This is a genomic window from Sediminibacillus dalangtanensis (assembly GCF_017792025.1).
Classification (GTDB): domain Bacteria; phylum Bacillota; class Bacilli; order Bacillales; family Amphibacillaceae; genus Sediminibacillus; species Sediminibacillus dalangtanensis.
The window spans coordinates 4,046,441-4,072,987 of sequence record NZ_CP046956.1; the positions used below are offsets into that span (position 1 = coordinate 4,046,441).

The 26,547-nt window shown below is 46.5% G+C and carries 16 protein-coding genes, 9 tRNA genes and 4 rRNA genes; 27 read left to right on the plus strand and 2 right to left on the minus strand.

From position 1 onward, the window contains the following. Window positions 1–11 precede the first annotated feature (11 nt). Entirely contained in the window at window positions 12–590 is a 579-nt protein-coding gene (locus ERJ70_RS19650) for a histidine phosphatase family protein (RefSeq protein ID WP_209366388.1), read from the plus strand. A gap of 118 nt (window positions 591–708) precedes the next feature. On the opposite strand, the gene ERJ70_RS19655 is transcribed toward ERJ70_RS19650, so the two are convergent. Continuing rightward, on the minus strand, window positions 709–2,241 hold the full coding sequence (locus ERJ70_RS19655) for a DHA2 family efflux MFS transporter permease subunit (RefSeq protein WP_445190369.1): 1,533 nt from the start codon (window positions 2,239–2,241) through the stop codon (window positions 709–711). Further along, window positions 2,238–2,678: a MarR family winged helix-turn-helix transcriptional regulator gene (locus ERJ70_RS19660; protein ID WP_209366390.1), complete on the minus strand. Its 441-nt coding sequence runs from the start codon at window positions 2,676–2,678 to the stop codon at window positions 2,238–2,240. Before ERJ70_RS19660 ends, ERJ70_RS19655 begins: the two co-directional genes overlap by 4 nt. Window positions 2,679–3,093: 415 nt before the next feature. Between ERJ70_RS19660 and spoIIE the strand changes: the two genes are divergently transcribed. The 26 genes from spoIIE (at window position 3,094) to ERJ70_RS19790 (ending at window position 26,228) form a co-directional block, all read left to right on the plus strand. Beyond that, window positions 3,094–5,538 carry a stage II sporulation protein E gene (spoIIE, locus tag ERJ70_RS19665; protein WP_209366391.1) on the plus strand — a complete coding sequence of 815 codons (2,445 nt, stop codon included), beginning with the start codon at window positions 3,094–3,096 and terminating at the stop codon, window positions 5,536–5,538. 132 nt (window positions 5,539–5,670) lie between these two features. Next, window positions 5,671–6,405, plus strand: coding sequence for a VWA domain-containing protein (locus ERJ70_RS19670; RefSeq protein ID WP_209366392.1), 735 nt, complete (start codon window positions 5,671–5,673; stop codon window positions 6,403–6,405). After that, entirely contained in the window at window positions 6,374–7,327 is a 954-nt protein-coding gene (gene prkT / locus ERJ70_RS19675) for a serine/threonine protein kinase PrkT (protein ID WP_209366393.1), read from the plus strand. The genes ERJ70_RS19670 and prkT overlap by 32 nt, the downstream gene beginning before the upstream one ends. Window positions 7,328–7,453: 126 nt before the next feature. Further along, the gene (gene tilS / locus ERJ70_RS19680) at window positions 7,454–8,845 is read left to right on the plus strand and encodes a tRNA lysidine(34) synthetase TilS (RefSeq protein ID WP_209366394.1); all 1,392 of its coding nucleotides are present in this window, start codon (window positions 7,454–7,456) and stop codon (window positions 8,843–8,845) included. A gap of 11 nt (window positions 8,846–8,856) precedes the next feature. Beyond that, window positions 8,857–9,399: a hypoxanthine phosphoribosyltransferase gene (gene hpt / locus ERJ70_RS19685; protein WP_209366395.1), complete on the plus strand. Its 543-nt coding sequence runs from the start codon at window positions 8,857–8,859 to the stop codon at window positions 9,397–9,399. A 125-nt stretch (window positions 9,400–9,524) separates the two neighbouring features. Beyond that, a complete protein-coding gene (ftsH, locus tag ERJ70_RS19690; protein WP_209366396.1) occupies window positions 9,525–11,504 on the plus strand; it encodes an ATP-dependent zinc metalloprotease FtsH in 1,980 nt (659 codons plus the stop codon). Window positions 11,505–11,913: 409 nt separating this feature from the next. Continuing rightward, complete coding sequence (gene hslO, locus ERJ70_RS19695; RefSeq protein WP_209366397.1) at window positions 11,914–12,792, plus strand: Hsp33 family molecular chaperone HslO; 879 nt, start codon at window positions 11,914–11,916, stop codon at window positions 12,790–12,792. 309 nt (window positions 12,793–13,101) lie between these two features. Continuing rightward, a complete protein-coding gene (gene cysK, locus ERJ70_RS19700; protein WP_209366398.1) occupies window positions 13,102–14,031 on the plus strand; it encodes a cysteine synthase A in 930 nt (309 codons plus the stop codon). A 139-nt stretch (window positions 14,032–14,170) separates the two neighbouring features. Beyond that, entirely contained in the window at window positions 14,171–15,010 is an 840-nt protein-coding gene (gene folP / locus ERJ70_RS19705; RefSeq protein WP_209366399.1) for a dihydropteroate synthase, read from the plus strand. Further along, on the plus strand, window positions 15,003–15,368 hold the full coding sequence (folB, locus tag ERJ70_RS19710; protein ID WP_209366400.1) for a dihydroneopterin aldolase: 366 nt from the start codon (window positions 15,003–15,005) through the stop codon (window positions 15,366–15,368). The genes folP and folB overlap by 8 nt, the downstream gene beginning before the upstream one ends. After that, window positions 15,365–15,877 (plus strand): 2-amino-4-hydroxy-6-hydroxymethyldihydropteridine diphosphokinase, encoded by a 513-nt coding sequence (gene folK / locus ERJ70_RS19715; protein ID WP_209366401.1) that lies wholly within the window; start codon window positions 15,365–15,367, stop codon window positions 15,875–15,877. Before folB ends, folK begins: the two co-directional genes overlap by 4 nt. After that, window positions 15,847–16,095, plus strand: a complete 249-nt coding sequence (locus ERJ70_RS19720; protein WP_209366402.1) for a helix-turn-helix domain-containing protein — start codon at window positions 15,847–15,849, stop codon at window positions 16,093–16,095. The genes folK and ERJ70_RS19720 overlap by 31 nt, the downstream gene beginning before the upstream one ends. 337 nt (window positions 16,096–16,432) lie before the next feature. Beyond that, on the plus strand, window positions 16,433–17,917 hold the full coding sequence (gene lysS, locus ERJ70_RS19725) for a lysine--tRNA ligase (RefSeq protein WP_209366403.1): 1,485 nt from the start codon (window positions 16,433–16,435) through the stop codon (window positions 17,915–17,917). A 402-nt stretch (window positions 17,918–18,319) separates the two neighbouring features. After that, window positions 18,320–19,885 (plus strand): 16S ribosomal RNA (locus ERJ70_RS19730). A gap of 357 nt (window positions 19,886–20,242) precedes the next feature. Next, window positions 20,243–23,160: ribosomal RNA gene (locus ERJ70_RS19735) — 23S ribosomal RNA — on the plus strand. Between the two features lie 384 nt (window positions 23,161–23,544). After that, window positions 23,545–23,660: ribosomal RNA gene (gene rrf / locus ERJ70_RS19740) — 5S ribosomal RNA — on the plus strand. Window positions 23,661–23,664: 4 nt separating this feature from the next. After that, a tRNA-Val gene (locus tag ERJ70_RS19745) sits at window positions 23,665–23,740 on the plus strand. 3 nt (window positions 23,741–23,743) lie between these two features. After that, window positions 23,744–23,819, plus strand: a tRNA-Thr gene (locus ERJ70_RS19750). A 46-nt stretch (window positions 23,820–23,865) separates the two neighbouring features. Beyond that, window positions 23,866–23,938, plus strand: a tRNA-Lys gene (locus tag ERJ70_RS19755). 127 nt (window positions 23,939–24,065) lie between these two features. Further along, window positions 24,066–24,146 (plus strand) — tRNA-Leu (locus ERJ70_RS19760). 5 nt (window positions 24,147–24,151) lie between these two features. Further along, a tRNA-Gly gene (locus ERJ70_RS19765) sits at window positions 24,152–24,226 on the plus strand. 15 nt (window positions 24,227–24,241) lie between these two features. Further along, window positions 24,242–24,327, plus strand: a tRNA-Leu gene (locus ERJ70_RS19770). Window positions 24,328–24,333: 6 nt separating this feature from the next. After that, a tRNA-Arg gene (locus ERJ70_RS19775) sits at window positions 24,334–24,410 on the plus strand. A 4-nt stretch (window positions 24,411–24,414) separates the two neighbouring features. Then, window positions 24,415–24,491 (plus strand) — tRNA-Pro (locus tag ERJ70_RS19780). Window positions 24,492–24,499: 8 nt separating this feature from the next. Continuing rightward, a tRNA-Ala gene (locus ERJ70_RS19785) sits at window positions 24,500–24,575 on the plus strand. 87 nt (window positions 24,576–24,662) lie between these two features. Then, window positions 24,663–26,228, plus strand: a 16S ribosomal RNA gene (locus tag ERJ70_RS19790). The 16S, 23S and 5S rRNA genes sit together here with 9 tRNA genes alongside, the layout of an rRNA operon. Window positions 26,229–26,547 lie beyond the last annotated feature (319 nt).

Sequence of the window (26,547 nt, forward strand, 5' to 3'; positions counted from 1 at the left end):
GGAACCGATGGATGATTTGCTTAGTAAGACATGGGGAAACAGATTGGAACTTACAAGGGAGGTTACAAGGAGAAACGAATATCCCGTTAAATGAAACAGGGATCCAGCAGGCAAAGGAATGCAGAGACTATTTTAAGGACATGCACATGGACAGGATTATTACAACTCCTTTGATAAGAGCGCAAAAGACTGCAGAAATCATCAATGAAAACTGGCAGAAACCGATAGAGATCATGGAAGCTTTTAAAGAAAGGTCATTTGGAGAGGCAGAGGGAATGCCTATGGAAGAACGGAACAAGCGATATCCTCACCGCAACTATCCTGGGCAAGAGCCTTTTGATGCATTTCGAGAACGGGTCATGCAGGGAATCGAAGAAATCTCTAACAAGTATATGGATGAAGAATTATTACTGGTAGCACATGGTGGAGTGATCAATGTGATTTTATCTACGGTTTCCGATGGAAAAATCGGTACAGGGAAAACAAAATTGATCAATGCGTGCATTAGTAATATTCAGTTATGGAAGGAAGGATGGAAGATACACAACTATAACCAAATCGACCATCTCTCCAAGTATACAAGTAAATAATTGATCGCACTATTTAAGAGAAGGGTAGAACGGTTTGCTTTTTGCTCATCAAAAACACCGAACGAATTGTGGAATCGTTCGGTGTTTGTTTTGGTCACGATGCTTTTGTCCCGATATCTTATTTTTGCGGAGCCGGAGCTTGATCAGCCGTGATGGCTGACTGGATGGACTCCTTGTTCGTATTCTGTTCTGCTTCCATTTCGTCTGCAGGACGTACTTGCTTTAAGAAAAAGGACAAAGCAAAGCCGATTACAGCAAATACTGTTGCCACCATGAAGGAATCATTGATCCCTTCGATTGTAGCGTGTTGGAATGCATACATTTGCTGATCCGCCGCATCGTTTGGCAGGAAATCGGCCATGTGTGCTGTACGCTGATTACTCATAACCGTTACAAGGAATGCTGTACCGATTGCCCCGGAAACTTGCCGCAACGTGTTCGCCATAGCAGTTCCGTGGGAGTAATAACGTCTTGGCAGCTGGTTCAAACCTGCAGTCATGATCGGCATCATGATCATGGAAATTCCGATCATCCGGGCACTGTAGATAATCATCATGTGCATATAGGATGTAGAATCCGTTAAATCGGTGAAAAAGAATGTCATGACTGCTGTGATAGCCAAACCGACCAATGCTAGCGGACGGGCGCCGATTTTATCGAAGAGCTTCCCGGTGATCGGTGACATGATCCCTGAGATAATCGCTCCCGGAAGTAAAAGCAGACCGGATTCCAGCGGTGTAAAGCCGCGGACGATTTGTAAATATAAAGGAACTAGAATCATGGAAGCAAACATTGCCATGGTCACGACTACATTGATAATCGTGGTGAGCGTGAACATGTTGTATTTAAATACCCGGAATTCAAGCATTGGATTGCTCAACCGAAGCTGACGAATCACGAAGATTATCATCGCCACACCGCCCACTGCAAGGGAAGCAATCACTTCTGTTTCTCCCCAGCCGTTGTTTCCGGCCGTACTAAATCCATATAATAAACCGCCAAAGGCGAAAGTAGACAGGATAATCGATGAAATATCCACTTTGGGATTGCTTAGCTTCGTAACATTACGCAACAGGAAGAAAGCCAAAATAACATCGATCACTGCGATAGGCAATACAATAAAGAATAGTAATCGCCAAGAATAGTTTTGCACAATCCAACCGGATAAAGTTGGTCCAATCGCCGGTGCGAACATCATTGCCAGACCGATTAGACCCATGGCGCTTCCTCGTTTTTCCAACGGGAAAAGGCTCAGGATGACATTTGTCAGAAGCGGCATCATAATGCCGGCGCCGGCCGCCTGGACGACCCGTCCAATCAAAATTAAAAAGAAACTAGGTGATATACCGCAAATCAAGGTACCCAGCGCAAACAAACTCATCGCCGTCAGGAATAACTTACGTGTACTGAATTTTTCCATTAAAAAAGCCGTAATCGGAATAAGAATACCGTTGACCAGCATGAACACAGTAGTTAACCATTGAGCTGTGTTCTCCGTAATATCTAAGTCTACCATCATGACAGGCAGGGCAATGTTCATTAATGTCTGGTTAAGAATAGCCACGAATGCTCCGAGCACCATAATAAAGATAATCGGTCCTTTCGCAACCTGTGACGCTTCAATAAAAGCTGTTCTATCTCGCACTTTCATTCATCTCCGTTATCTGAAATTTTATCTAAAATGAGGCTGTGCAGCTCCACGAGTTTTTGGACGTCTTGGTCGCTTACATCTTTTAAACCCTGCATCCTTTCCAGGTAGCTCTTGTAAGCTGCCTTTTTCTTTTTTGTCCCTGCATCGGTAAGGGTCAAAACAATGGCACGCCGATCATGTTCTGATCTTGTCCGTTCCACGTAACCAGCTTTTACCAATCGTTCGACAGTGCCGCTGATCGTGCTTTTGCTGTTGTTCAATTTATTCGCTATTTCGACAAGTCCGAGTTCAGGCTGTTCCTCTAACAACTTCAAAATTTGCAGCTGGAGAGTGGTAACTCCTAGATCATTGGCATTATGCCACATTTGTTTATAGAAAGCTTTACTGACTTCACGGAAAGAAGTAATGATGCTTTCTATTTTTTTATTATCTTGCAAAACAACCTCTCCTTTATGTTCCTCAGCTAGTAATGCATGGACATCTATAAAAATAGTTCCTATGCGAACAATTAGCACAAGAACTATTATAATCTTTTTGAAGAAAAAAGCAAGATAAAAATCACTAAAAATAAAAGTAAACGCCTACATAACGGCGTTTACGAGATGGTGAAAAAGGGATTCCCCTTGTGTATGTGCTTGTCCATACCTGCAGTGCATGAAAATCAGTTTCCTCTGGGGGGCAACCAGCATACGGATAAATCGACAGCATGGTGAGAGCTTGTTTTGGTTTTATGTTGAAAATCGCTCTCATCACTGGAATAGCGTCGAAGACTTTTTTGTATTTGACCCGTTGTTTTGACAAAAAAAGGAGACGGGATGTGTTTAAATAAACAACACGAAGGAGTGGTGTTTAATGATGGAGACGGCTGAAAGACAGCAAACGAAGCCAATATCATATAAGAAGGCTTTGGAAAACGCAAAGCGTAAGATGGGAGATAAGACGAAATTACTGCTATTGGAAAAAGGATGGCTGCTTTTGTTTGTCGGTTTCTTGCTAGGACGAGCTATTGTGTTATCTACTATGTCACCCTTTGCCCTTTCTTTCCTTGCTTCCGTATGGTTTGTCAGAAAGGACAAGTCCTTTCCTGTCATGCTGGCAGTCCTGGCTGGAGCGTTCAGTTTAGAGTGGCAGCATGGATTATTCACCCTCATGGCAATGGCAATGTTCATTTTCACAGCAGCAGTTTTTAAAAACATCAAGCATCAACAAAAGCTGCTGCCGCTGCTCGTGTTTGTATCCAGTATGTTGCCCCGGGTATTCAGCTTTTCCTTGTTAGATCAACTGACTGCCTATGAATGGATGCTTGCCGTGGTGGAAGGGATCCTTGCCGCTGTACTTGTTCTTATATTTATGCAAAGTGTGCCTTTGTTATCACCAAAAAGGTACAAACCTGCTTTAAAAAACGAAGAAATTGTCTGCATGATCATTTTACTCGCTTCGATTTTGACCGGTACCATCGGATGGGAGATTCAAGGGGCATCCATCGAACAAATCACTTCCCGCTACTTGGTGCTCTTGCTTGCTTTTGTCGGAGGTGCTGCAATCGGTTCGACAGTGGGGGTGGTCGCAGGATTGATTTTAAGCCTGGCCAACGTTGCGAGCCTTTACCAGATGAGTTTACTTGCTTTTTCAGGTCTGCTTGGAGGATTGCTGAAGGATGGGAAAAAGGTAGGTGTCAGTATTGGGTTGATTGTCGGCACATTGCTCATCGGAATTTATGGAAAGGGGATCGAGGCGCTGCTTCCGTCCTTATTGGAGACGCTCATCGCCGTCCTTCTGTTTATCTGTACACCTCAAAGTTGGGTGAAAAGACTTTCCCGCTACATACCCGGAACAATGGAACATTCGAAAGAGCAAGAGCAGTATATGCAAAAAGTACGAGATGTGACGGCCAATCGAGTGGAACAATTTTCCAATGTTTTTCAGGCTTTGTCGCGAAGTTTTGTCCAACAGCAGCAGACACCGCCAGAAGAAGAACACTTAAAAGAAACAGACTATTTTTTGAGCAACGTTACCGAAAAGACTTGCCAATCCTGCTTTAAAAAGGACCGCTGCTGGGCGGCAAACTTTGATAAAACCTATGGGCTGCTAACGGAAGTGAAAAATGATATGGAGGCAGGTGGAGGACCAAATAAAATACTGCAACGAAATCTGGAAGATCATTGTGTCAAATCGCAAAAAGTAATGGAAACAATGCGTCATGAGCTTTCCTTTTATGAGGCAAACCAAAAACTTAAAAAACAAGTGAGCGAAAGCAGACGGTTTGTAGCTGATCAATTGTTGGGTGTGTCGGAGGTAATGGATGATTTTGCCAAGGAAATCATGAAAGAGCGGGAGAACCATGAGCAGCAGGAAATGGAGATAGCTGCATCTCTTAAACAAATAGGCATGGAAATTGAAAAACTCGATATTTTTAGCGTAGAAAAAGGCAATATCGATATCGAAATGCATCTTACTTTCTCTCAATACCATGGCGAAGGACCGAAATTGATAGCTCCGATGCTGTCTGATATTTTACAGGAAACTGTGGTAGTGAAAGAAGAAGACATCTCCCCATTTCCTAATGGAGAATGCTTCCTGGCTTTCGGATCTGCTAGAAAATATGCAGTGGAAACAGGAGTGGCCCATGCTGCCAAAGGAGGCGGATTGGTATCAGGGGACAGTTACTCCACAATTGAGCTTGGAGCAGGAAAGTACGCGATGGCGATTAGCGACGGTATGGGAAATGGAGAACGGGCCCATGAGGAAAGCACCGAAACACTGCGCTTGCTTCAACAGATACTGCAATCCGGAATACAAGAACAAATTGCAATCAAATCCATTAATTCGATTCTTTCACTGCGGACGAGCGAAGAAATATTCTCTACATTGGATTTGGCAGTCATCGATTTGCACGATGCAGCGGTACGGTTTTTGAAAATCGGGTCGACCCCCAGCTTTATAAAACGGGGCCATACGATGCACAAAATCGAAGCGAGTAATCTGCCGATAGGCATCATTCGCGAGTTTGATGTAGAGGTCGTCACAGAACAGTTAAAGCCGGGTGATGTGTTGATTATGATGAGTGACGGGATATTTGAAGGGCCAAAGCATGTGGAAAACGTTGATGTTTGGCTAAAAAGAAAAATCAAAGAAATGGAGACGGATAACCCGCAGGAAATTGCTGATTTGTTGTTGGAGGAGGTTGTTCGCAACCGTGCTGGAGAAATAGAGGATGATATGACGGTTTTAGTGACAAAGGTCGATATCAATAAGCCAAAGTGGGCGGCATTTCCTGCTTACCGGCAGCATGCGTGAAAGGTTTTGTTCTTTTTCACAGGTATAATTTCCTCCGAAACGTCGAAAATGGTGATAATGAACGCAATGAATCCGATCCACATCAGAACTAAACATATACTAGTAGAATGGATATTCGAGGAGGAGTAGTCTATGAAAAAAGGAACGTTAAAGCAAATCTTGCTGATCACTGATGGTTGTTCCAACAAAGGAGAGAATCCATCGGCTGTGGCGGCATTGGCTTACGAGCAGGGTATCACGGTGAATGTGATCGGCGTACTGGAAGACAATCAGACAGAAAACGACGGAGGGCTGCAAGAAGTGGAGGAAATCGCGCTGTCCGGTGGGGGTGTCAGCCAAATCGTCTACCAACAAGTATTGTCAAAAACAGTACAGGCCGTTACCAAACAAGCCATGACACAGACACTTCAGGGAGTGGTTAATCAGGAGCTGAAACAAATACTCGGACCCAATCAAAGTCTGGAAGATTTACCGCCGGAACAAAGGGGAGAAGTAATGGAGGTTGTCGAGGATCTTGGCGAGACATGTGATCTGGAAGTGCTTGTCCTAGTGGATACGAGTGCAAGCATGACGGACAAGCTTCCGACGGTTCAGGAAGCGTTATTCGATTTATCAGTCAGCCTGAATGCAAGGATTGGCAGGAATCGATTCTCGATTTATGCTTTTCCTGGCAAAAAAGCTGCGATAAACAAAGTTTTGGACTGGTCACCGCGTCTTGATTCTATTTCCTCTGTTTTCCCTAAGCTTACTAGTGGTGGAATCACACCGACAGGACCTGCTTTGAAAGAGGCAATGTATCAGTTTGGCAAGAAGAGCTTGCTAAGGAGCTTTAGAAATGAAAATCGATCCGACATCGAAGAAGCGTGAGCATCATCTTCTTCCAGGAACGATTATTTCTGGAAAGTGGCATAAAAACCAGTACAAAATTGTTAAAAAGCTGGGAAACGGAGCGGTAGGAACCGTTTATCTTTGCGATCATCAAGGAATTCGGGCTGCATTAAAAATAAGTTCCAGTGGTTCTTCCATCACTACTGAAGTGAATGTTTTGAAAACCTTAAAAAAGGTCCAGGGAAACGGCAGCCTTGGGCCTTCTTTGTTGGATGTCGATGATTGGCTCCATCCTTCCGGTACCAGATACTCTTTTTATGTAATGGAATATGTAAATGGCCAGGGGCTAAGCAGCTTTATTCGTTCGAATGGAGATGAATGGCTGGGCACTTTCATGATTCAGCTGTTAGGAGATTTAGAACAATTGCACCGGTCAGGGTGGGTGTTCGGCGACTTAAAGACGGAGAACCTGCTGGTTGCATCTTCTCCGCCGAGAGTCAGGTGGATCGATGTGGGCGGAACAACACAAGTCGGTAGATCAATCAAGGAATATACCGAGTTTTATGATCGAGGTTATTGGAATATGGGCAGCCGAAAGGCAGAACCTTCTTATGATTTATTTGCTTTGGCCATGGTGATGCTGCACGTTTATCACCCGGGGAGATTTGATAAAGGGAGTCATCCCGAAAAAACATTAATGAATAAACTAGGCTCAACCAGGCAATTGAAAAAATTTCAGATTCCTCTTAAAAAAGCGCTTAAAGGTTCTTATACCTCCAGCAGCCAAATGAAACAAGAGATTGCCTCCCTGCTTATGTACCGGCCGCAAACTGCCTCAAAACAGACAAGGACAGCTGCCAGAAAAGCGACAACAGGCAATCGGGATCGTTCCCTGTTAGAAAGCATCAGTATTTTAATAGCTGCTGGTTTGTTTTACTTTTTTCATATTTTGTTAATCTAACCCTACCGCTACTTTTGCAGTAGAAAAACGGAAGTGATAGGATTAAAGTGGTTTGGGTGAACAAAAGCGGAAGCGACCGGTTAACGGTAGAGAAATTAAAGGTTAGCCGGTAATGGAGTGGGGAATATGAAAACCAAAGTTAAAGACTTTATTAAAAGAGAGAAGCTGCTTCACGGCGGGGCTACTGTGCTGATAGGTGTTTCAGGCGGCCCGGATTCTCTTGCGTTGCTTCACATTTTAGCTTCAATGGAAGAGGAATGGAACCTTCGGCTGATCGCATTGACTGTTGATCACGGATTAAGAGGTGATGAATCAAAACAGGATGTCGAGTATGTAAGAAGGATATGTAGTTTGTGGAATATCGAAATCGTTGAAACCTTTTTGGATGTGCCGGCGTATAAGAGACAGGAAGGTACAGGCACCCAGCTTTCCGCGAGAAATCTGCGGTATCAGTTTTTTGCTGAACAGATGGAAAAGTTCGGGGCTGCATATCTTGCATTAGGCCATCATGCCGACGACCAGGCAGAATCTGTTCTGATGGGTTTAACCCGGGGGGCAACTATTTCGGCGTTGCAGGGGATTCCATGTAAAAGACCTTTCGCCGGCGGAATGATCATACGTCCGTTCATGAGCTCATCCAGGGAGGAAATCGAGGACTATTGCAAGAAGCATGGGATTGTACCGAGAAGGGATCCTTCCAATGAAGAGGACAATTATACAAGGAATTATTTTCGATTACACGTCCTCCCGCTTCTTAAGGCAAAAAATCCAAACTTCTTACACACTATTCGCAGGTTGAGTGATGCTGCAAGGAGCGATGAAACTTATTTGACGGAGCAGGCCGAAAAACTGGTTCTTGCCCATGTAGAGTTTACTGACGACAATAAGCGGGCGGCATTTCAGATAGAAAGCTTTGCCAAGTTCCCCATTGCTTTACAAAGACGGGCCTTTCATCTAATATTGAATTATCTATATGATTCGACTTCACCTGACCTTTCATATGCCCATGAGGATCGATTCTTCAGCCTGATTTCAAGCAGTAGAGCAAACGCGTCGGTAGATTTGCCATTAGGATTGAAGATCATCAAGGAATACCACTCGATCACGTTTTCTTTTGCGGCCGAGTTCGGCGGCAGCTATTACATAGTTTTGCAAGGCCCTGGCAGTGTCGAACTGCCTGATGGATCCATCCTGTCTGCTTCGGTTGTCTGTGAACCCCTGGAAGATTCCCGCTTTGCTATTACATATGATTTAGCCGGAATAAACTGGCCGTTGTCCATCCGTTCTCGAAAACCTGGTGATAAAATGAGGGTTAAAGGAATGAAAGGGACAAAAAAGATCAAAGATATCTTTATTGATGAGAAAATACCGATTGGTTTAAGAGAGGGTTGGCCGATAGTCGAAGATGGAAAAGGCAACATTTTATGGCTGGCCGGACTAAGAAAGGCGGTTTTTCATTCCGGTGGTCATGATGGCAAATTTCTACGCTTGCATTACGACAAGAACAGTAACATCTAGGAGGATCAGGAATGAATAACGATATCGAAAAAGTTCTAATTTCTGAAGAAGAAATCAAACAAAAATGCCAGGAATTAGGGGAACGTTTAACAAAAGAATATGAAGGGAAATTTCCATTGGCAGTCGGTGTTTTAAAGGGCGCAATGCCGTTTATGTCAGATATACTCCGGGCAATGGACACGCACTTGGAGATGGATTTTATGGACGTTTCCAGTTACGGTGGGGAAACCAGGTCATCCGGAGAAGTAAAAATCGTCAAGGATTTAGATACAAAGGTAGAGGGAAGAGATTTACTGATCATAGAGGATATCATCGACAGTGGTTTGACGCTCAGCTACCTGGTTGATTTGTTCAAATACCGGAAAGCCAACTCCATTAAAATTGTTACACTGTTGGACAAACCCGAAGGCAGGAAGGTCGATATCAAGGCCGATGTTGTCGGGTTCCATGTGCCGAATGAATTTGTGGTAGGCTATGGTTTGGACTACAAGGAAAGGTATCGCAATCTTCCTTATGTAGGAGTATTGAAGCCGAAGATTTACGGCGGTGAATAATCTTGTTTGATTGACAGGTATGACTGTCGAAATATTGACATATCTTAAAAGGGTAATTAGTTGTATTGGTCCTTTTTCATATGGTACTATTTACTATAGTTTTCTCGCTTGGGAGGAGGTAGGCAATGAACCGAATTTTTCGTAATGTCATTTTTTATTTCCTGATATTCCTGGTGGTAATCGGAATTGTCGGAGTATTTAATGGACAAAACAATCAAGAAACAGAATATAATGTAAACGAGTTTATGCAGGCATTGAATAATGGTGAAATTTCAGATATGACCATGCAGCCATCTAATGGTGTTTATCGGATAACTGGAGAATTAACTGGCGAAGAAAACGAAACATTCATCACGAATGTTCCGGATAACCCTGACATCGTTGCCAGCATTACCGATACAGCGACCGACCAGGGCATACTGATTGTTGAAGAAGAGGAACAACCAAGCGGATGGGTAACATTTCTTACCACGATGATTCCGTTTGTTATTATATTTATCTTATTCTTCTTCCTGTTAAACCAGGCGCAGGGCGGCGGCAGCCGAGTGATGAACTTCGGGAAAAGCAAAGCCAAGCTGTATAGCGAAGAGAAGAAGAAGGTCAGATTTAAAGATGTAGCCGGTGCTGATGAAGAGAAGCAGGAACTGGTAGAGGTCGTGGACTTCTTAAAAGATCCCCGCAAGTTTGCCAATATCGGGGCAAGAATTCCGAAAGGGGTTCTATTAGTCGGCCCTCCAGGTACAGGTAAAACCTTGCTTGCACAGGCTGTTGCCGGAGAAGCTGGTGTACCTTTCTTTTCCATCAGTGGTTCCGACTTTGTGGAAATGTTCGTAGGTGTCGGTGCTTCCCGTGTTCGTGATTTGTTTGAGAACGCTAAAAAGAATGCACCGTGTATTATTTTTATTGATGAAATAGATGCAGTCGGCAGACAGCGTGGAGCTGGAGTCGGCGGCGGTCATGATGAACGTGAACAAACATTGAACCAACTTCTTGTCGAGATGGATGGTTTCGGTGAAAACGAAGGCATCATCATAATCGCTGCTACAAACCGACCGGACATTCTTGATCCAGCTCTATTGCGTCCGGGGCGTTTTGACCGGCAAATCACTGTCGACCGACCGGATCTTAAAGGGAGAGAAGAAGTCCTTAAGGTTCATGCCAGAAACAAACCGTTGGATGATTCCGTTGACCTTAAAACGATTGCCATGCGGACACCTGGATTTTCCGGTGCCGATTTAGAAAATCTGCTCAACGAGGCTGCGCTTGTGGCTGCGAGAAGTGACAAACAGAAAATTGATATGCTTTCCGTAGATGAAGCGATTGACCGTGTTATTGCAGGACCTGCCAAGAAGAGCAGAGTCATTTCCGAGAAGGAACGAAACATTGTTGCCTACCATGAGAGTGGTCATACGATTATCGGAATGGTCCTCGATGACGCCGACATGGTCCATAAAGTAACAATCGTGCCACGCGGCCAGGCTGGTGGATATGCAGTCATGCTGCCGAGAGAAGATCGTTACTTCATGACCAAACCGGAATTGTTGGACAAAATCACCGGACTGCTTGGTGGCCGGGTTTCGGAAGAAATTATCTTCGGCGAGGTCAGTACCGGAGCGCATAACGACTTCCAACGTGCTACTAGTATAGCCCGTAAGATGGTTACCGAATATGGCATGAGCGATAAAATCGGCCCACTGCAATTCGGCAGCTCGGGCGGACAGGTATTCCTGGGAAGAGATATGCAGAACGAACCAACTTACAGTGATGCAATCGCTTATGAAATCGACCAGGAAGTACAGAATTTCATCAACCAGTGCTATGCACGGGCAAAAGAGATTCTAACCGAAAACAAATCCAAGCTTGAATTGGTAGCTAAAACCTTGCTGGAAGTGGAAACACTTGATGCGAGCGAGATAAAATCGTTGTTTGAGGATGGGAAAATGCCTGATAAAGTAGTTTCCGAGCAAGATGGAAATGCACAAGACCAGGGAGAGAATTCCGACACGAAGGATATGAAAGTGAATATCCAAACAAAATCAGAAGAAGAAGCTTCTCATGATGATGCAGAAGACAATGCTTCTGACCAAAACAAAAATAACGATTAATAGTCACGCCCTCTTTAAAGTCAGACAAAGAGGGCGTTTTTCTATACAAAATGTAAAAGGCTCGTTTGATTCCTGACAAAAATCAAATGATGTGAATATGGCTGCAAAATCGATTATAGTAAGTAAGATGCGTGAGAATCCCAGGAGAAGTTTGCTGAATCCTGATTTTTGTTTTAAATGTGGGGAATACAAATAACGTATTGCTTTTAGGATAATGAAGCTTACTTATCAACGGTGTAATAAATAAAACAGACAGGCATATTTTCAGGTACACTTTCGTCCAGTTGTCTGGTGAATGAGTACGAGGCCGAGTTCCGTCTGCGAAATGGAGTCAGTGGTGACTGGCTATTTCAATACGATCAATTAATCGAACGCAAATAATTTATGCTTTAAAGGAGAATGATGCAACATGGGTGACTATTTAATCAAAGCAACAGCTTTTAACGGGACAGTGAGGGCATATGCTATTCAATCCACAGAAACGGTTGAAGAGGCAAGAAGGCGTCATGACACATGGGCAACAGCTTCAGCGGCGTTGGGAAGAACCATTACCGTTACCTCGATGATGGGAGCGATGATGAAAGGAAATGACAAACTGACAGTCAAACTCGAAGGCGACGGACCTGTGGGCCCGATTATCGCTGATGGTAATGGACAAGGAGAAGTCCGGGGGTACATTACCAATCCGCATGTCGACTTCGATTTAAATGAAAAAGGAAAACTGGATGTGGCGAGAGCTGTCGGAACGCAAGGAAGCTTGAGCGTAGTCAAAGATCTTGGGATGAAGGAGCACTTCACAGGCCAAGTCCCGATTATTTCCGGAGAAGTGAGTGAAGATTTCACTTATTACTTTGTAAATTCAGAGCAAATACCATCCGCTGTAGGAGCGGGTGTTTTAGTTAACCCGGACCATACAATCCTTGCCTCCGGCGGGTTTATCCTTCAGGTAATGCCGGGCGCCGATGACGGCACAATCGATCAATTAGAACAGCGAATCAATAGTATCCCGCCTATTTCCAGTCTTGTCAGGGACGGAAATACACCGGAAGAAATCTTAGAGAAATTGATCGGGGCAGAAAACCTTAAAATTCATGAAAGTCTGCCAGTCCAGTTTAAATGTGAATGCTCAAAAGAAAGAGTGGAGAACGCGCTGAAAAGCTTAGGAGAGGAAGAAATCGATCAAATGATCAAGGAAGACGGCGGGGCAGAAGCTACGTGCCACTTCTGTAACGAACAGTATCATTTTTCAGCAGATGATTTAGAGGCATTAAAAGCAGAAGAACAATGAAGAAAAGGGAGGGGCAGGAAGACTGCTTCTTCCTTTTTACAGTGGTTCGTTATTGCCAGGCATGACAATTGCTTTTTAGAAAATATATTTTAGCTATCCATACAGAATTATTACCTTTGTTGTTCCTGCAGAGGAGAAAGACACTGTCCGGTTTCCGGGTGCTTTTATGGGAGGCTGGTATATGACTTGCTTTCCATGAATAGTGTTAATTATCTGTCTATTGATGGCGGATTAGTTGACTTTTACCAGTGGATTCATTACATTGAGTATAAATCCAACAAATATAGTGGGAATTGGGAGTGGTAAAGAATGAAGGTAGCACAATCAATAGCAGAATTAATCGGCAATACCCCGATTGTAAAATTGAATCGGACAGCAGATGAAGATAGTGCAGAAGTATATGCCAAGTTGGAATTCATGAATCCCGGAAGCTCTGTTAAGGACAGAATTGCCCTTGCGATGGTCGAAGCGGCAGAGGAAGAAGGCCATTTAAAAGAGGGAGATACAATTATTGAGCCTACAAGCGGCAACACAGGAATTGGATTGGCACTCGTGGCTGCAATCAAGGGTTACAAAGCCATCTTGGTAATGCCGGATACGATGAGTATGGAGCGGCGCAATCTTTTGCGTGCTTACGGAGCGGAATTAGTACTTACACCTGGTGCAGACGGAATGAAAGGTGCTATCAAAAAGGCGGAAGAACTTCAAAAAGCGAACGGTTACTTCATGCCGCAACAATTTAACAATGTGGCAAATCCTGCCGTTCACGCCCGTACTACCGGAAAAGAAATTGTTCAGCAAATGGGTGATCAGCTAGATGCCTTTATTTCCGGTATAGGAACAGGCGGTACGATTACCGGTGCAGGGAAAGTATTAAAGGAAAAATATAAAGACATTAAGATTTATGCAGTCGAACCAGAAGCTTCTCCAGTACTTTCTGGCGGAAAGCCTGGTCCACATAAAATACAAGGAATCGGGGCAGGATTTGTCCCTGAGGTATTGGATACTGATGTTTACGATGAAGTTATCCAGGTTAGCAACGATGACGCCTACGCTACTGCGAGGGAAGCTGCTAAAAAGGATGGTTTGCTTGGTGGGGTTTCATCTGGAGCAGCTATCTATGCGGCAAAACAGGTTGCGAAAGAACTTGGAAAAGGGAAAAAAGTACTTGCGGTTATCCCTAGTAACGGGGAAAGATACCTTTCTACGCCGCTTTATCAATTTGAAGAAAACGAATAAACGAGCAGGAAGCACCTCCGCAGAATAAAGCGGAGGTGTTTTTATATTGTTGACACTGCTCTTTACGGCATGAAGAATTTCCTCATTTACGGTAGAATAAAGATAGATACCGTCAGTCCGTAAGAAAGAAGGAATACGTATGTCTTTTATCTTAAATACCAAAGTAAAGCAATATAACTTGAGCAAGCAGACAGTAGTAATGGGAATATTGAATGTAACGCCTGATTCTTTTTCCGATGGGGGGAAGTACAATGATGTTGCCACGGCCGTTGAACAAGCTGTTTTAATGGAAAAAGATGGGGCGGATATCATTGATATAGGCGGAGAATCAACACGGCCCGGTTATACTCCTGTAGCTGTCCAGGATGAAATTGATCGAGTGATACCGATTATTCAAGCAGTAAAAGAAGCAGTTAACATTCCGATTTCCATCGATACGTATAAACCAGAGACTGCAAAACAAGCTTTGAAGGCGGGGGCTTCGATACTAAATGATATTTGGGGAGCCAAAAGGGACCCCGAAATGGCGAAGGTCGCCGCTGTTTACGATGTACCGATCGTTCTTATGCATAATCGTGAAACCAGGGATTACAGTGATTTGATTGAAGATATGAAAAAGGACTTGCAGGAAAGCATTACTGTTGCTTTAGAAGCGGGAGTGAAAAAAGAAAATATAATTCTCGATCCGGGTATCGGATTTGCCAAAACGCCGGATGATAATTTAGTGGTTCTGCGTCACCTCGACCAATTCAAAGAGTTAGGATTTCCTTTGCTATTAGGAACATCTCGTAAATCGATGATTGGTAAAGTACTGGATGTTCCTGCGCCGGAAAGGGATGCGGGCACAGGCGCCACTGTTTGCTACGGCGTTAGTAAAGGGGCTGCAGATATTGTCCGTGTTCATAACGTCAAAATGATGAAGCATATGACGAAAATGATGGATGCTATGATGGGGAAAGGAGACAGTCGGGATGGATAGGATTTTTTTGAATAAGATGGAGTTTTATGGCTATCACGGCCTTTTTCCTGAGGAAAGAAAGTTAGGGCAGCGTTTTTACGTCGATTTAACATTGGAAATCGATTTAAAGACAGCCGGACAAACCGATAATATGGAAGAGTCCGTTGATTACGGGCAGATTTATCAAGTAACCAAAGCAGTTGTTGAAGGAGAGGCGAAACAACTGATAGAAAGTGTCGGTGAAAAACTTGCTGAAGCGCTGCTCGGGAACTTCACCCGAGTACAAGCCTGCAAGGTGAAAGTCATAAAACCCGATCCACCTATCCCGGGTCATTATGACTCGGTAGCAATCGAAATTTATCGGGAGCGTTCTTCATGAATACGGCGTATGTGGGATTGGGTTCAAACATCCCGCCAAGGGAAAACTATTTGACTGAAGCCATTCAAGCGTTGGGAGACCATAAGCAGATTTTGGTGACGAAGAAGTCGTTCATTTATGAAACCTTACCAGTGGGCTATACAAATCAGGATAATTTTTTGAATATGGTGGTGGAGATCCATACAAACCTTTCTGCGTGTGAATTATTGGCGTATTGCCAGTTTATCGAAGCGGACAAGGGAAGAAAACGGGAAGTGCGATGGGGACCGCGCACATTAGACCTTGACATTTTGCTTTATAATCAAGAAAATATTAGAACAGAGCAATTAGCTGTACCTCATCCAAGAATGCACGAACGAGCTTTTGTACTTATACCTTTGCAGGATGTAAATCCCGACGCAGTTATTCCTACGCAAAACAAAAGTGTTTCAACAATTCTTGATGGGCTGCCGACAACAGAGAAAAAGGGAGTTACGCGATGGCTGGGAAAGAATGGGGAAGAAGAGTAAAGGCTTATCGAAAACTGAAAGGATATACACAAGTTCAGTTTGCACAAGAGCTTGGTATATCAGTGTCCGTAATAGGGGAAATAGAACGGGGTACCCGCAGGCTGAGTAATGAATTACTTCACCAAATCACGAATGTGCTGGGTATCTCTGCTGAGGAGCTGGCACCCGAACAAGATAAGCATAAGTATCAAAATCCTAAAGAAGATATCCATGTATAACATAGGTGAGTCACTAAAAGACTGGACGCACAAACTAACGAGGAATTGTCCAGCAAGTAAACCATACAGCAGACAAACCTGTCATGGTTAATGCTGGGACTGACTTCACTTGGATAAAACAGAAGTAAAAATAAAAATGTGGTAAAAGTGTTCCAACGTTGACACTTTGCAGCACCTTTTCTATACTGAAAATAAAGTAAAAATGCTGCCAGTGCTTTGCTGGCAGTTTTTTCATTACCGTTAAAATACAAAAGAACGTTGGCTTCTACTGTATGGCAGTAAGGCAGCCAGGTTATGAATGAGAGATAGAGGATAAAAAATAAATGGAGTGAGACCAATGACAGAAGAGTTGAATGACCAGCTGCAAGTACGCAGGGAAAAATTGCAGCATTTACAAGAACAAGGGCTGGACCCATTTGGAACTAAGTTTGAACGGACCCACCTTGCTGAGGAAATCAAACAAGCATATGAGGGCTTTTCCAAAGAAGAACTGGAAGAAAAAGAAGCAGAAGCCACCATCGCCGGACGGATAATGACAAAGCGAGGGAAAGGAAAAGCTGGTTTTACGCATATTCAAGATCTCAGCGGCCAGATTCAACTGTATGTCAGGAAAGATAAGATCGGCGAGGAAGCATATGAGTTATTCACGACTGCCGACATCGGCGATATTATCGGCGTAACAGGTACTGTATTTAAAACCAAAGTAGGAGAGTTATCTGTTAAAGCAAATGAATTCCAAATGTTGACCAAGTCTCTGCGACCTCTTCCAGATAAATTTCATGGGTTAAAAGATGTGGAGCAACGTTATCGTCAACGTTACTTAGACCTGATTACCAATCCGGAAAGCAAGGAAACCTTTCTTACTCGTAGTAAAATCATTCAGTCCATGCGCAGATACCTGGACAGCAATGGCTTTTTAGAAGTAGAAACTCCAATGATGCATGGCATAGCCGGCGGAGCTTCCGCGCGTCCGTTTATCACGCACCATAACGCTTTGGATATTCCCTTATACATGAGAATCGCAATAGAGCTGCATCTGAAACGGCTGATTGTCGGCGGCATGGAGAAAGTATATGAAATCGGAAGAGTGTTCCGTAATGAGGGTGTTTCAACCAGACATAATCCGGAGTTCACAATGCTGGAGTTATACGAGGCATATGCTGATTTCCATGATGTAATGTCGTTAGTTGAAAACATGGTAGCGCATATAGCAAAAGAAGTATTAGGATCCACAACCGTCAAATATGGAGATAATGACGTGAACCTGGAACCGGAGTGGACAAGACTCCATATGGTGGATGCTGTCAAGGAATATACAGGAGTGGACTTCTGGAAGAAAATGAGCGATGAGGAAGCTAAATCGCTAGCCAAAGAGCATGGAATCGATATTAAGGACACCATGACTTTTGGACACATTGTCAATGAGTTCTTCGAGCAAAAGGTGGAAGAAAAGTTAATCCAACCTACCTTTATCTATGGTCACCCGGTGGAAATTTCTCCGCTTGCTAAGAAAAATCCTGAGGACGATCGTTTCACCGATCGATTTGAGTTGTTTATTGTAGGTCGAGAGCATGCGAATGCTTTCTCTGAGCTCAATGATCCAATAGATCAAAGAGAACGTTTTGAAGCTCAAGTAAAGGAAAAAGAACAAGGTAATGATGAAGCGCACGAAATGGACGAAGATTTCTTAGAAGCGCTGGAATATGGTATGCCTCCAACAGGTGGATTGGGAATCGGCATTGACCGGCTAGTTATGCTGCTTACTAACGCGCCATCTATCCGTGACGTCCTCTTGTTCCCTCAAATGAGAAATAGAGAGTAGTTCCAAAAGGCAGGTTGTCAGTGACAGCCTGCTTTTCTATACTTGTTTATCCATTGAGATGTTTCCATTAAATTCCTTGTATTCTTCCCTTGATTTACGCGAACAATCATGGTAAATTATTAAACGTTGCGTTATTCGCTAACTTGCTTACACAAAAGATAAAAAATAGTTGTTGACTTTTTTCGTGAGAGTTGTTAAACTAAATAAGTTGCCGTTTTGATTGAAGAGCAGCAAAGGCAACCAAACATTATAAAAAAACCTTGACTTGCGAGAGTTGAAGGGATATAATGTTTAAGCTGCATATGACGCAGCTATAATTTGATCCTTGAAAACTGAACAAAACAACCAGTATGTCAAGCAAGATATACAAGCTAGTTTTTGAACGAGCAAGCAAGCTCATCATTTATGGAGAGTTTGATCTTGGCTCAGGACGAACGCTGGCGGCGTGCCTAATACATGCAAGTCGAGCGCGGGAAGCAGGCAGATCCCTTCGGGGTGAAGCCTGTGGAACGAGCGGCGGACGGGTGAGTAACACGTGGGCAACCTGCCTGTAAGATCGGGATAACTCCGGGAAACCGGGGCTAATACCGGGTAATACCTTCCTCCGCATGGAGGAAGGTTGAAAGGCGGCCTTTTGGCTGTCACTTACAGATGGGCCCGCGGCGCATTAGCTAGTTGGTAGGGTAATGGCCTACCAAGGCAACGATGCGTAGCCGACCTGAGAGGGTGATCGGCCACACTGGGACTGAGACACGGCCCAGACTCCTACGGGAGGCAGCAGTAGGGAATCTTCCGCAATGGACGAAAGTCTGACGGAGCAACGCCGCGTGAACGATGAAGGTCTTCGGATCGTAAAGTTCTGTTGTCAGGGAAGAACAAGTACCGTTTGAACAAGGCGGTACCTTGACGGTACCTGACGAGGAAGCCCCGGCTAACTACGTGCCAGCAGCCGCGGTAATACGTAGGGGGCAAGCGTTGTCCGGAATTATTGGGCGTAAAGCGCGCGCAGGCGGTTCCTTAAGTCTGATGTGAAAGCCCACGGCTTAACCGTGGAGGGTCATTGGAAACTGGGGAACTTGAGTACAGAAGAGGAGAGCGGAATTCCACGTGTAGCGGTGAAATGCGTAGATATGTGGAGGAACACCAGTGGCGAAGGCGGCTCTCTGGTCTGTAACTGACGCTGAGGCGCGAAAGCGTGGGGAGCGAACAGGATTAGATACCCTGGTAGTCCACGCCGTAAACGATGAGTGCTAGGTGTTAGGGGGTTTCCGCCCCTTAGTGCTGAAGTTAACGCATTAAGCACTCCGCCTGGGGAGTACGGCCGCAAGGCTGAAACTCAAAAGAATTGACGGGGGCCCGCACAAGCGGTGGAGCATGTGGTTTAATTCGAAGCAACGCGAAGAACCTTACCAGGTCTTGACATCCTCTGACCCCTCTAGAGATAGAGGTTTCCCTTCGGGGACAGAGTGACAGGTGGTGCATGGTTGTCGTCAGCTCGTGTCGTGAGATGTTGGGTTAAGTCCCGCAACGAGCGCAACCCTTGACCTTAGTTGCCAGCATTCAGTTGGGCACTCTAGGGTGACTGCCGGTGACAAACCGGAGGAAGGTGGGGATGACGTCAAATCATCATGCCCCTTATGACCTGGGCTACACACGTGCTACAATGGATGGTACAAAGGGAAGCGAAACCGCGAGGTGAAGCAAATCCCATAAAACCATTCTCAGTTCGGATTGCAGGCTGCAACTCGCCTGCATGAAGCCGGAATCGCTAGTAATCGCGGATCAGCATGCCGCGGTGAATACGTTCCCGGGCCTTGTACACACCGCCCGTCACACCACGAGAGTTGGCAACACCCGAAGTCGGTGAGGTAACCTTTTTGGAGCCAGCCGCCGAAGGTGGGGCCAATGATTGGGGTGAAGTCGTAACAAGGTAGCCGTATCGGAAGGTGCGGCTGGATCACCTCCTTTCTAAGGATATACGAAAGGCGAAAGCACCCGGGTAGCGACGTACAAACTGGACTGAACCGAAGGAGATAAAGGAAACACAGCGAACAGCGTGAGCTGATGTTGACTTATCGTACGGAGGTGAGGGAAGTTGTGCTAGTCGCTGGGTGCTGGAGCTGGACAGGAATAGCTCTTACGAGCTAAACACAGGACATACTTGGTTGTTTGGTTCAGTTTTGAGGGATCAATTCCCTTAATTACTTGTACCTTGAAAACTAGATAAGATAAATAGGAAGTGAAGGCGACTGCTCAGCAGGAGCCGGAACTAGACTATGCAAGACATTCAACGACATTGAAGTAACACGTCATTCACGAACGATAAGTTAAGTGAAGAAGGGCGCACGGTGGATGCCTTGGCACTAGGAGCCGATGAAGGACGGGACAAACACCGATATGTCTCGGGGAGCCGTACGTAGGCATTGATCCGGGAATTTCCGAATGGGGGAACCCCCTGCCCGTAATGGGGCAGGACGCTTATCTGAATTCATAGGATAAGTGAGGCAGACCCGGGGAACTGAAACATCTCAGTACCCGGAGGAAGAGAAAGCAAATGCGATTTCCCAAGTAGCGGCGAGCGAAACGGAAACAGCCCAAACCAGAGAGCTTGCTCTCTGGGGTTGTAGGACACTCCATCGGAGTTACCAAGAAACAATTTAAGCGAATCGATCTGGAACGATCAGCCAAAGAAGGTAAGAGCCCTGTAGTTGAAAGATTGTTTCCTCCGGAGTGGATCCTGAGTACGGCGGAACACGAGGAATTCCGTCGGAATCCGGGAGGACCATCTCCCAAGGCTAAATACTCCCTAGTGACCGATAGTGAACCAGTACCGTGAGGGAAAGGTGAAAAGCACCCCGGAAGGGGAGTGAAAGAGAACCTGAAACCGTGTGCCTACAAGTAGTCGAAGCCCGTTAATGGGTGACGGCGTGCCTTTTGTAGAATGAACCGGCGAGTTACGATCTCCTGCAAGGTTAAGTCGGATAGACGGAGCCGCAGCGAAAGCGAGTCTGAACAGGGCGAATAGAGTAGGGGGTCGTAGACCCGAAACCGTGTGATCTACCCATGTCCAGGGTGAAGGTCAGGTAACACTGACTGGAGGCCCGAACCCACGCGTGTTGAAAAACGCGGGGATGAGGTGTGGGTAGGGGTGAAATGCCAATCGAACACGGAGATAGCTGGTTCTCTCCGAAATAGCTTTAGGGCTAGCCTCAAGAGTTGAGTACTGGAGGTAGAGCACTGATTGGACTAGGGGCCCTCATCGGGTTACCGAATTCAGTCAAACTCCGAATGCCAGCCACTCGATCTTGGGAGTCAGACTATGGGTGATAAGGTTCATAGTCGAAAGGGAAACAGCCCAGACCGCCAGCTAAGGTCCCAAAGTATACGTTAAGTGGAAAAGGATGTGGAGTTGCTTAGACAACCAGGATGTTGGCTTAGAAGCAGCCATCATTTAAAGAGTGCGTAATAGCTCACTGGTCGAGTGACTCTGCGCCGAAAATATACCGGGGCTAAACGTATCACCGAAGCTGCGGATTGTTCTTGCGAACAATGGTAGGAGAGCGTTCTAAGTGCAGCGAAGTCAGACCGTGAGGACTGGTGGAGCGCTTAGAAGTGAGAATGCCGGTATGAGTAGCGAAAAAAGAGTGAGAATCTCTTTCACCGAAAGCCTAAGGTTTCCTGAGGAAGGCTCGTCCGCTCAGGGTTAGTCGGGACCTAAGCCGAGGCCGAAAGGCGTAGGCGATGGACAACAGGTGGATATTCCTGTACCACCTCCTTTCCGTTTGAACGACGGGGGGACGCAGAAGGATAAGGAAAGCGCACTGCTGGTCATGTGCGCCCAAGCAGTAAGAGAGTCGGATAGGCAAATCCGTCCGGCAATCTCAAGCTGTGATGGGGAGGGAAATAAAGTACCGAAGTTCCTGATTTCACACTGCCAAGAAAAGCCTCTAGTGAGGAAAGAGGTGCCCGTACCGCAAACCGACACAGGTAGGCGAGGAGAGAATCCTAAGGTGATCGGGAGAACTCTCGTTAAGGAACTCGGCAAAATGACCCCGTAACTTCGGGAGAAGGGGTGCTTCTTTTGCGAGAAGCCGCAGTGAATAGGCCCAAGCGACTGTTTAGCAAAAACACAGGTCTCTGCGAAGCCGTAAGGCGAAGTATAGGGGCTGACACCTGCCCGGTGCTGGAAGGTTAAGGGGACGCGTTAGCCGCAAGGCGAAGCGTTGAACCGAAGCCCCAGTAAACGGCGGCCGTAACTATAACGGTCCTAAGGTAGCGAAATTCCTTGTCGGGTAAGTTCCGACCCGCACGAAAGGTGCAACGACTTGGGCACTGTCTCAACGAGAGACCCGGTGAAATTATACTATGCGTGAAGATGCGCATTACCCGCGACAGGACGGAAAGACCCCGTGGAGCTTTACTGTAGCCTGATATTGAATGTTGGTACAGCTTGTACAGGATAGGTGGGAGCCTTAGAAACCGGAGCGCTAGCTTCGGTGGAGGCGCCGGTGGGATACCACCCTGGCTGTACGGACCTTCTAACCCAGGACCGTGATCCGGTCCGGAGACAGTGTCAGGTGGGCAGTTTGACTGGGGCGGTCGCCTCCCAAAGAGTAACGGAGGCGCCCAAAGGTTCCCTCAGAATGGTTGGAAATCATTCGCAGAGTGTAAAGGCAGAAGGGAGCTTGACCGCGAGACCTACAAGTCGAGCAGGGACGAAAGTCGGGCTTAGTGATCCGGCGGTGCCGTATGGAAGGGCCGTCGCTCAACGGATAAAAGCTACCCCGGGGATAACAGGCTTATCTCCCCCAAGAGTCCACATCGACGGGGAGGTTTGGCACCTCGATGTCGGCTCATCGCATCCTGGGGCTGTAGTCGGTCCCAAGGGTTGGGCTGTTCGCCCATTAAAGCGGTACGCGAGCTGGGTTCAGAACGTCGTGAGACAGTTCGGTCCCTATCCGTCGTGGGCGTTGGAAGTTTGAGAGGAGCTGTCCTTAGTACGAGAGGACCGGGATGGACACACCGCTGGTGTACCAGTTGTTCCGCCAGGAGCATAGCTGGGTAGCTACGTGTGGAAGGGATAAGTGCTGAAAGCATCTAAGCATGAAGCCCACCTCTAGATGAGACTTCCCATCATTTTAAATGAGTAAGATCCCTCAGAGACGATGAGGTTGATAGGTCCGAGGTGGAAGCGTGGTGACACGTGCAGCTGACGGATACTAATCGATCGAGGACTTAACTTAAAACAAAAAGTGAAGGCGACTGGTCAACAGCGTATGGATAGATCAGCCAGATGGTAGTACGCCGCTTTGAGCGTACGAAAAGCTGGATGAACTATACACTAGCTGTTAGGAGCCGTAACTGGATTAAAACAAAAAGCGTCGCGGGCTTGGTCAGATGCGACACGCATAAGCCAGTCACCGAAAAGCCCTGCTTTATGGGCTTGTAGGGGAATGACTTATGACGCGAGCATCTAGCCCGCAGAGCTGGATTCAAACGTGTGAAGTTCGTTGATGTCTTCCTTCTTATCTAGTTTTGAAGGAACAAGTGTTAAATACATTTAAAAAAGGCTTGCTTTTTAGTCTTAATGTTTATATAATATATCTTGTCCTTAAAATTACATATTGTCTGGTGACAATAGCGGAGAGGCCACACCTGTTCCCATGCCGAACACAGCAGTTAAGCTCTCCAGCGCCCATGGTAGTTGGGGCTTTGCCCCTGCGAGAGTAGGACGTCGCCAGGCTTTTGGAGGATTAGCTCAGCTGGGAGAGCACCTGCCTTACAAGCAGGGGGTCGCAGGTTCGAGCCCTGCATCCTCCACCATTTGCCGGCCTAGCTCAATTGGTAGAGCAACTGACTTGTAATCAGTAGGTTGGGGGTTCAAGTCCTCTGGCCGGCACCAGTTTTTCTATGTACTAAATGATTTAATATTTCATTGGTTAATCCATGAGCCATTAGCTCAGTTGGTAGAGCATCTGACTTTTAATCAGAGGGTCGGAGGTTCGAATCCTCCATGGCTCATCAAAGAAGTTATGGTTTGGATTCTCACCTGTGGTTCCCCTTGCTTTTCATCACCATTCAGTGGTGCAAGGACTAGCCTGTGGCGTCGGAATCCTCCATGGCTCATCACTTCAAAATATTATAACGAGCGGGTGTGGCGGAATTGGCAGACGCGCTAGATTTAGGATCTAGTGTCTTCGACGTGGGGGTTCAAGTCCCTCCACCCGCATTAACGCGGAAGTAGTTCAGTGGTAGAACACCACCTTGCCAAGGTGGGGGTCGCGGGTTCGAATCCCGTCTTCCGCTCCAGTTCTTTCATGCCATGCCGAGGTGGCGGAATTGGCAGACGCACAGGACTTAAAATCCTGCGGTAGGTTTCTACCGTGCCGGTTCGAGTCCGGCCCTCGGCACTTAGGGCGCCCGTAGCTCAATTGGATAGAGCGTTTGACTACGGATCAAGAGGTTAGGGGTTCGACTCCTCTCGGGCGCGCCATTATCGGGAAGTAGCTCAGCTTGGTAGAGCACTTGGTTTGGGACCAAGGGGTCGCAGGTTCAAATCCTGTCTTCCCGACCATCTATAAAGGGGCCTTAGCTCAGCTGGGAGAGCGCCTGCTTTGCACGCAGGAGGTCAGCGGTTCGATCCCGCTAGGCTCCACCACTTTTGATCCTTGAAAACTGAACAAAACAACCAGTATGTCAAGCAAGATATACAAGCTAGTTTTTGAACGAGCAAGCAAGCTCATCATTTATGGAGAGTTTGATCTTGGCTCAGGACGAACGCTGGCGGCGTGCCTAATACATGCAAGTCGAGCGCGGGAAGCAGGCAGATCCCTTCGGGGTGAAGCCTGTGGAACGAGCGGCGGACGGGTGAGTAACACGTGGGCAACCTGCCTGTAAGATCGGGATAACTCCGGGAAACCGGGGCTAATACCGGGTAATACCTTCCTCCGCATGGAGGAAGGTTGAAAGGCGGCCTTTTGGCTGTCACTTACAGATGGGCCCGCGGCGCATTAGCTAGTTGGTAGGGTAATGGCCTACCAAGGCAACGATGCGTAGCCGACCTGAGAGGGTGATCGGCCACACTGGGACTGAGACACGGCCCAGACTCCTACGGGAGGCAGCAGTAGGGAATCTTCCGCAATGGACGAAAGTCTGACGGAGCAACGCCGCGTGAACGATGAAGGTCTTCGGATCGTAAAGTTCTGTTGTCAGGGAAGAACAAGTACCGTTTGAACAAGGCGGTACCTTGACGGTACCTGACGAGGAAGCCCCGGCTAACTACGTGCCAGCAGCCGCGGTAATACGTAGGGGGCAAGCGTTGTCCGGAATTATTGGGCGTAAAGCGCGCGCAGGCGGTTCCTTAAGTCTGATGTGAAAGCCCACGGCTTAACCGTGGAGGGTCATTGGAAACTGGGGAACTTGAGTACAGAAGAGGAGAGCGGAATTCCACGTGTAGCGGTGAAATGCGTAGATATGTGGAGGAACACCAGTGGCGAAGGCGGCTCTCTGGTCTGTAACTGACGCTGAGGCGCGAAAGCGTGGGGAGCGAACAGGATTAGATACCCTGGTAGTCCACGCCGTAAACGATGAGTGCTAGGTGTTAGGGGGTTTCCGCCCCTTAGTGCTGAAGTTAACGCATTAAGCACTCCGCCTGGGGAGTACGGCCGCAAGGCTGAAACTCAAAAGAATTGACGGGGGCCCGCACAAGCGGTGGAGCATGTGGTTTAATTCGAAGCAACGCGAAGAACCTTACCAGGTCTTGACATCCTCTGACCCCTCTAGAGATAGAGGTTTCCCTTCGGGGACAGAGTGACAGGTGGTGCATGGTTGTCGTCAGCTCGTGTCGTGAGATGTTGGGTTAAGTCCCGCAACGAGCGCAACCCTTGACCTTAGTTGCCAGCATTCAGTTGGGCACTCTAGGGTGACTGCCGGTGACAAACCGGAGGAAGGTGGGGATGACGTCAAATCATCATGCCCCTTATGACCTGGGCTACACACGTGCTACAATGGATGGTACAAAGGGAAGCGAAACCGCGAGGTGAAGCAAATCCCATAAAACCATTCTCAGTTCGGATTGCAGGCTGCAACTCGCCTGCATGAAGCCGGAATCGCTAGTAATCGCGGATCAGCATGCCGCGGTGAATACGTTCCCGGGCCTTGTACACACCGCCCGTCACACCACGAGAGTTGGCAACACCCGAAGTCGGTGAGGTAACCTTTTTGGAGCCAGCCGCCGAAGGTGGGGCCAATGATTGGGGTGAAGTCGTAACAAGGTAGCCGTATCGGAAGGTGCGGCTGGATCACCTCCTTTCTAAGGATATACGAAAGGCGAAAGCACCCGGGTAGCGACGTACAAACTGGACTGAACCGAAGGAGATAAAGGAAACACAGCGAACAGCGTGAGCTGATGTTGACTTATCGTACGGAGGTGAGGGAAGTTGTGCTAGTCGCTGGGTGCTGGAGCTGGACAGGAATAGCTCTTACGAGCTAAACACAGGACATACTTGGTTGTTTGGTTCAGTTTTGAGGGATCAATTCCCTTAATTACTTGTACCTTGAAAACTAGATAAGATAAATAGGAAGTGAAGGCGACTGCTCAGCAGGAGCCGGAACTAGACTATGCAAGACAT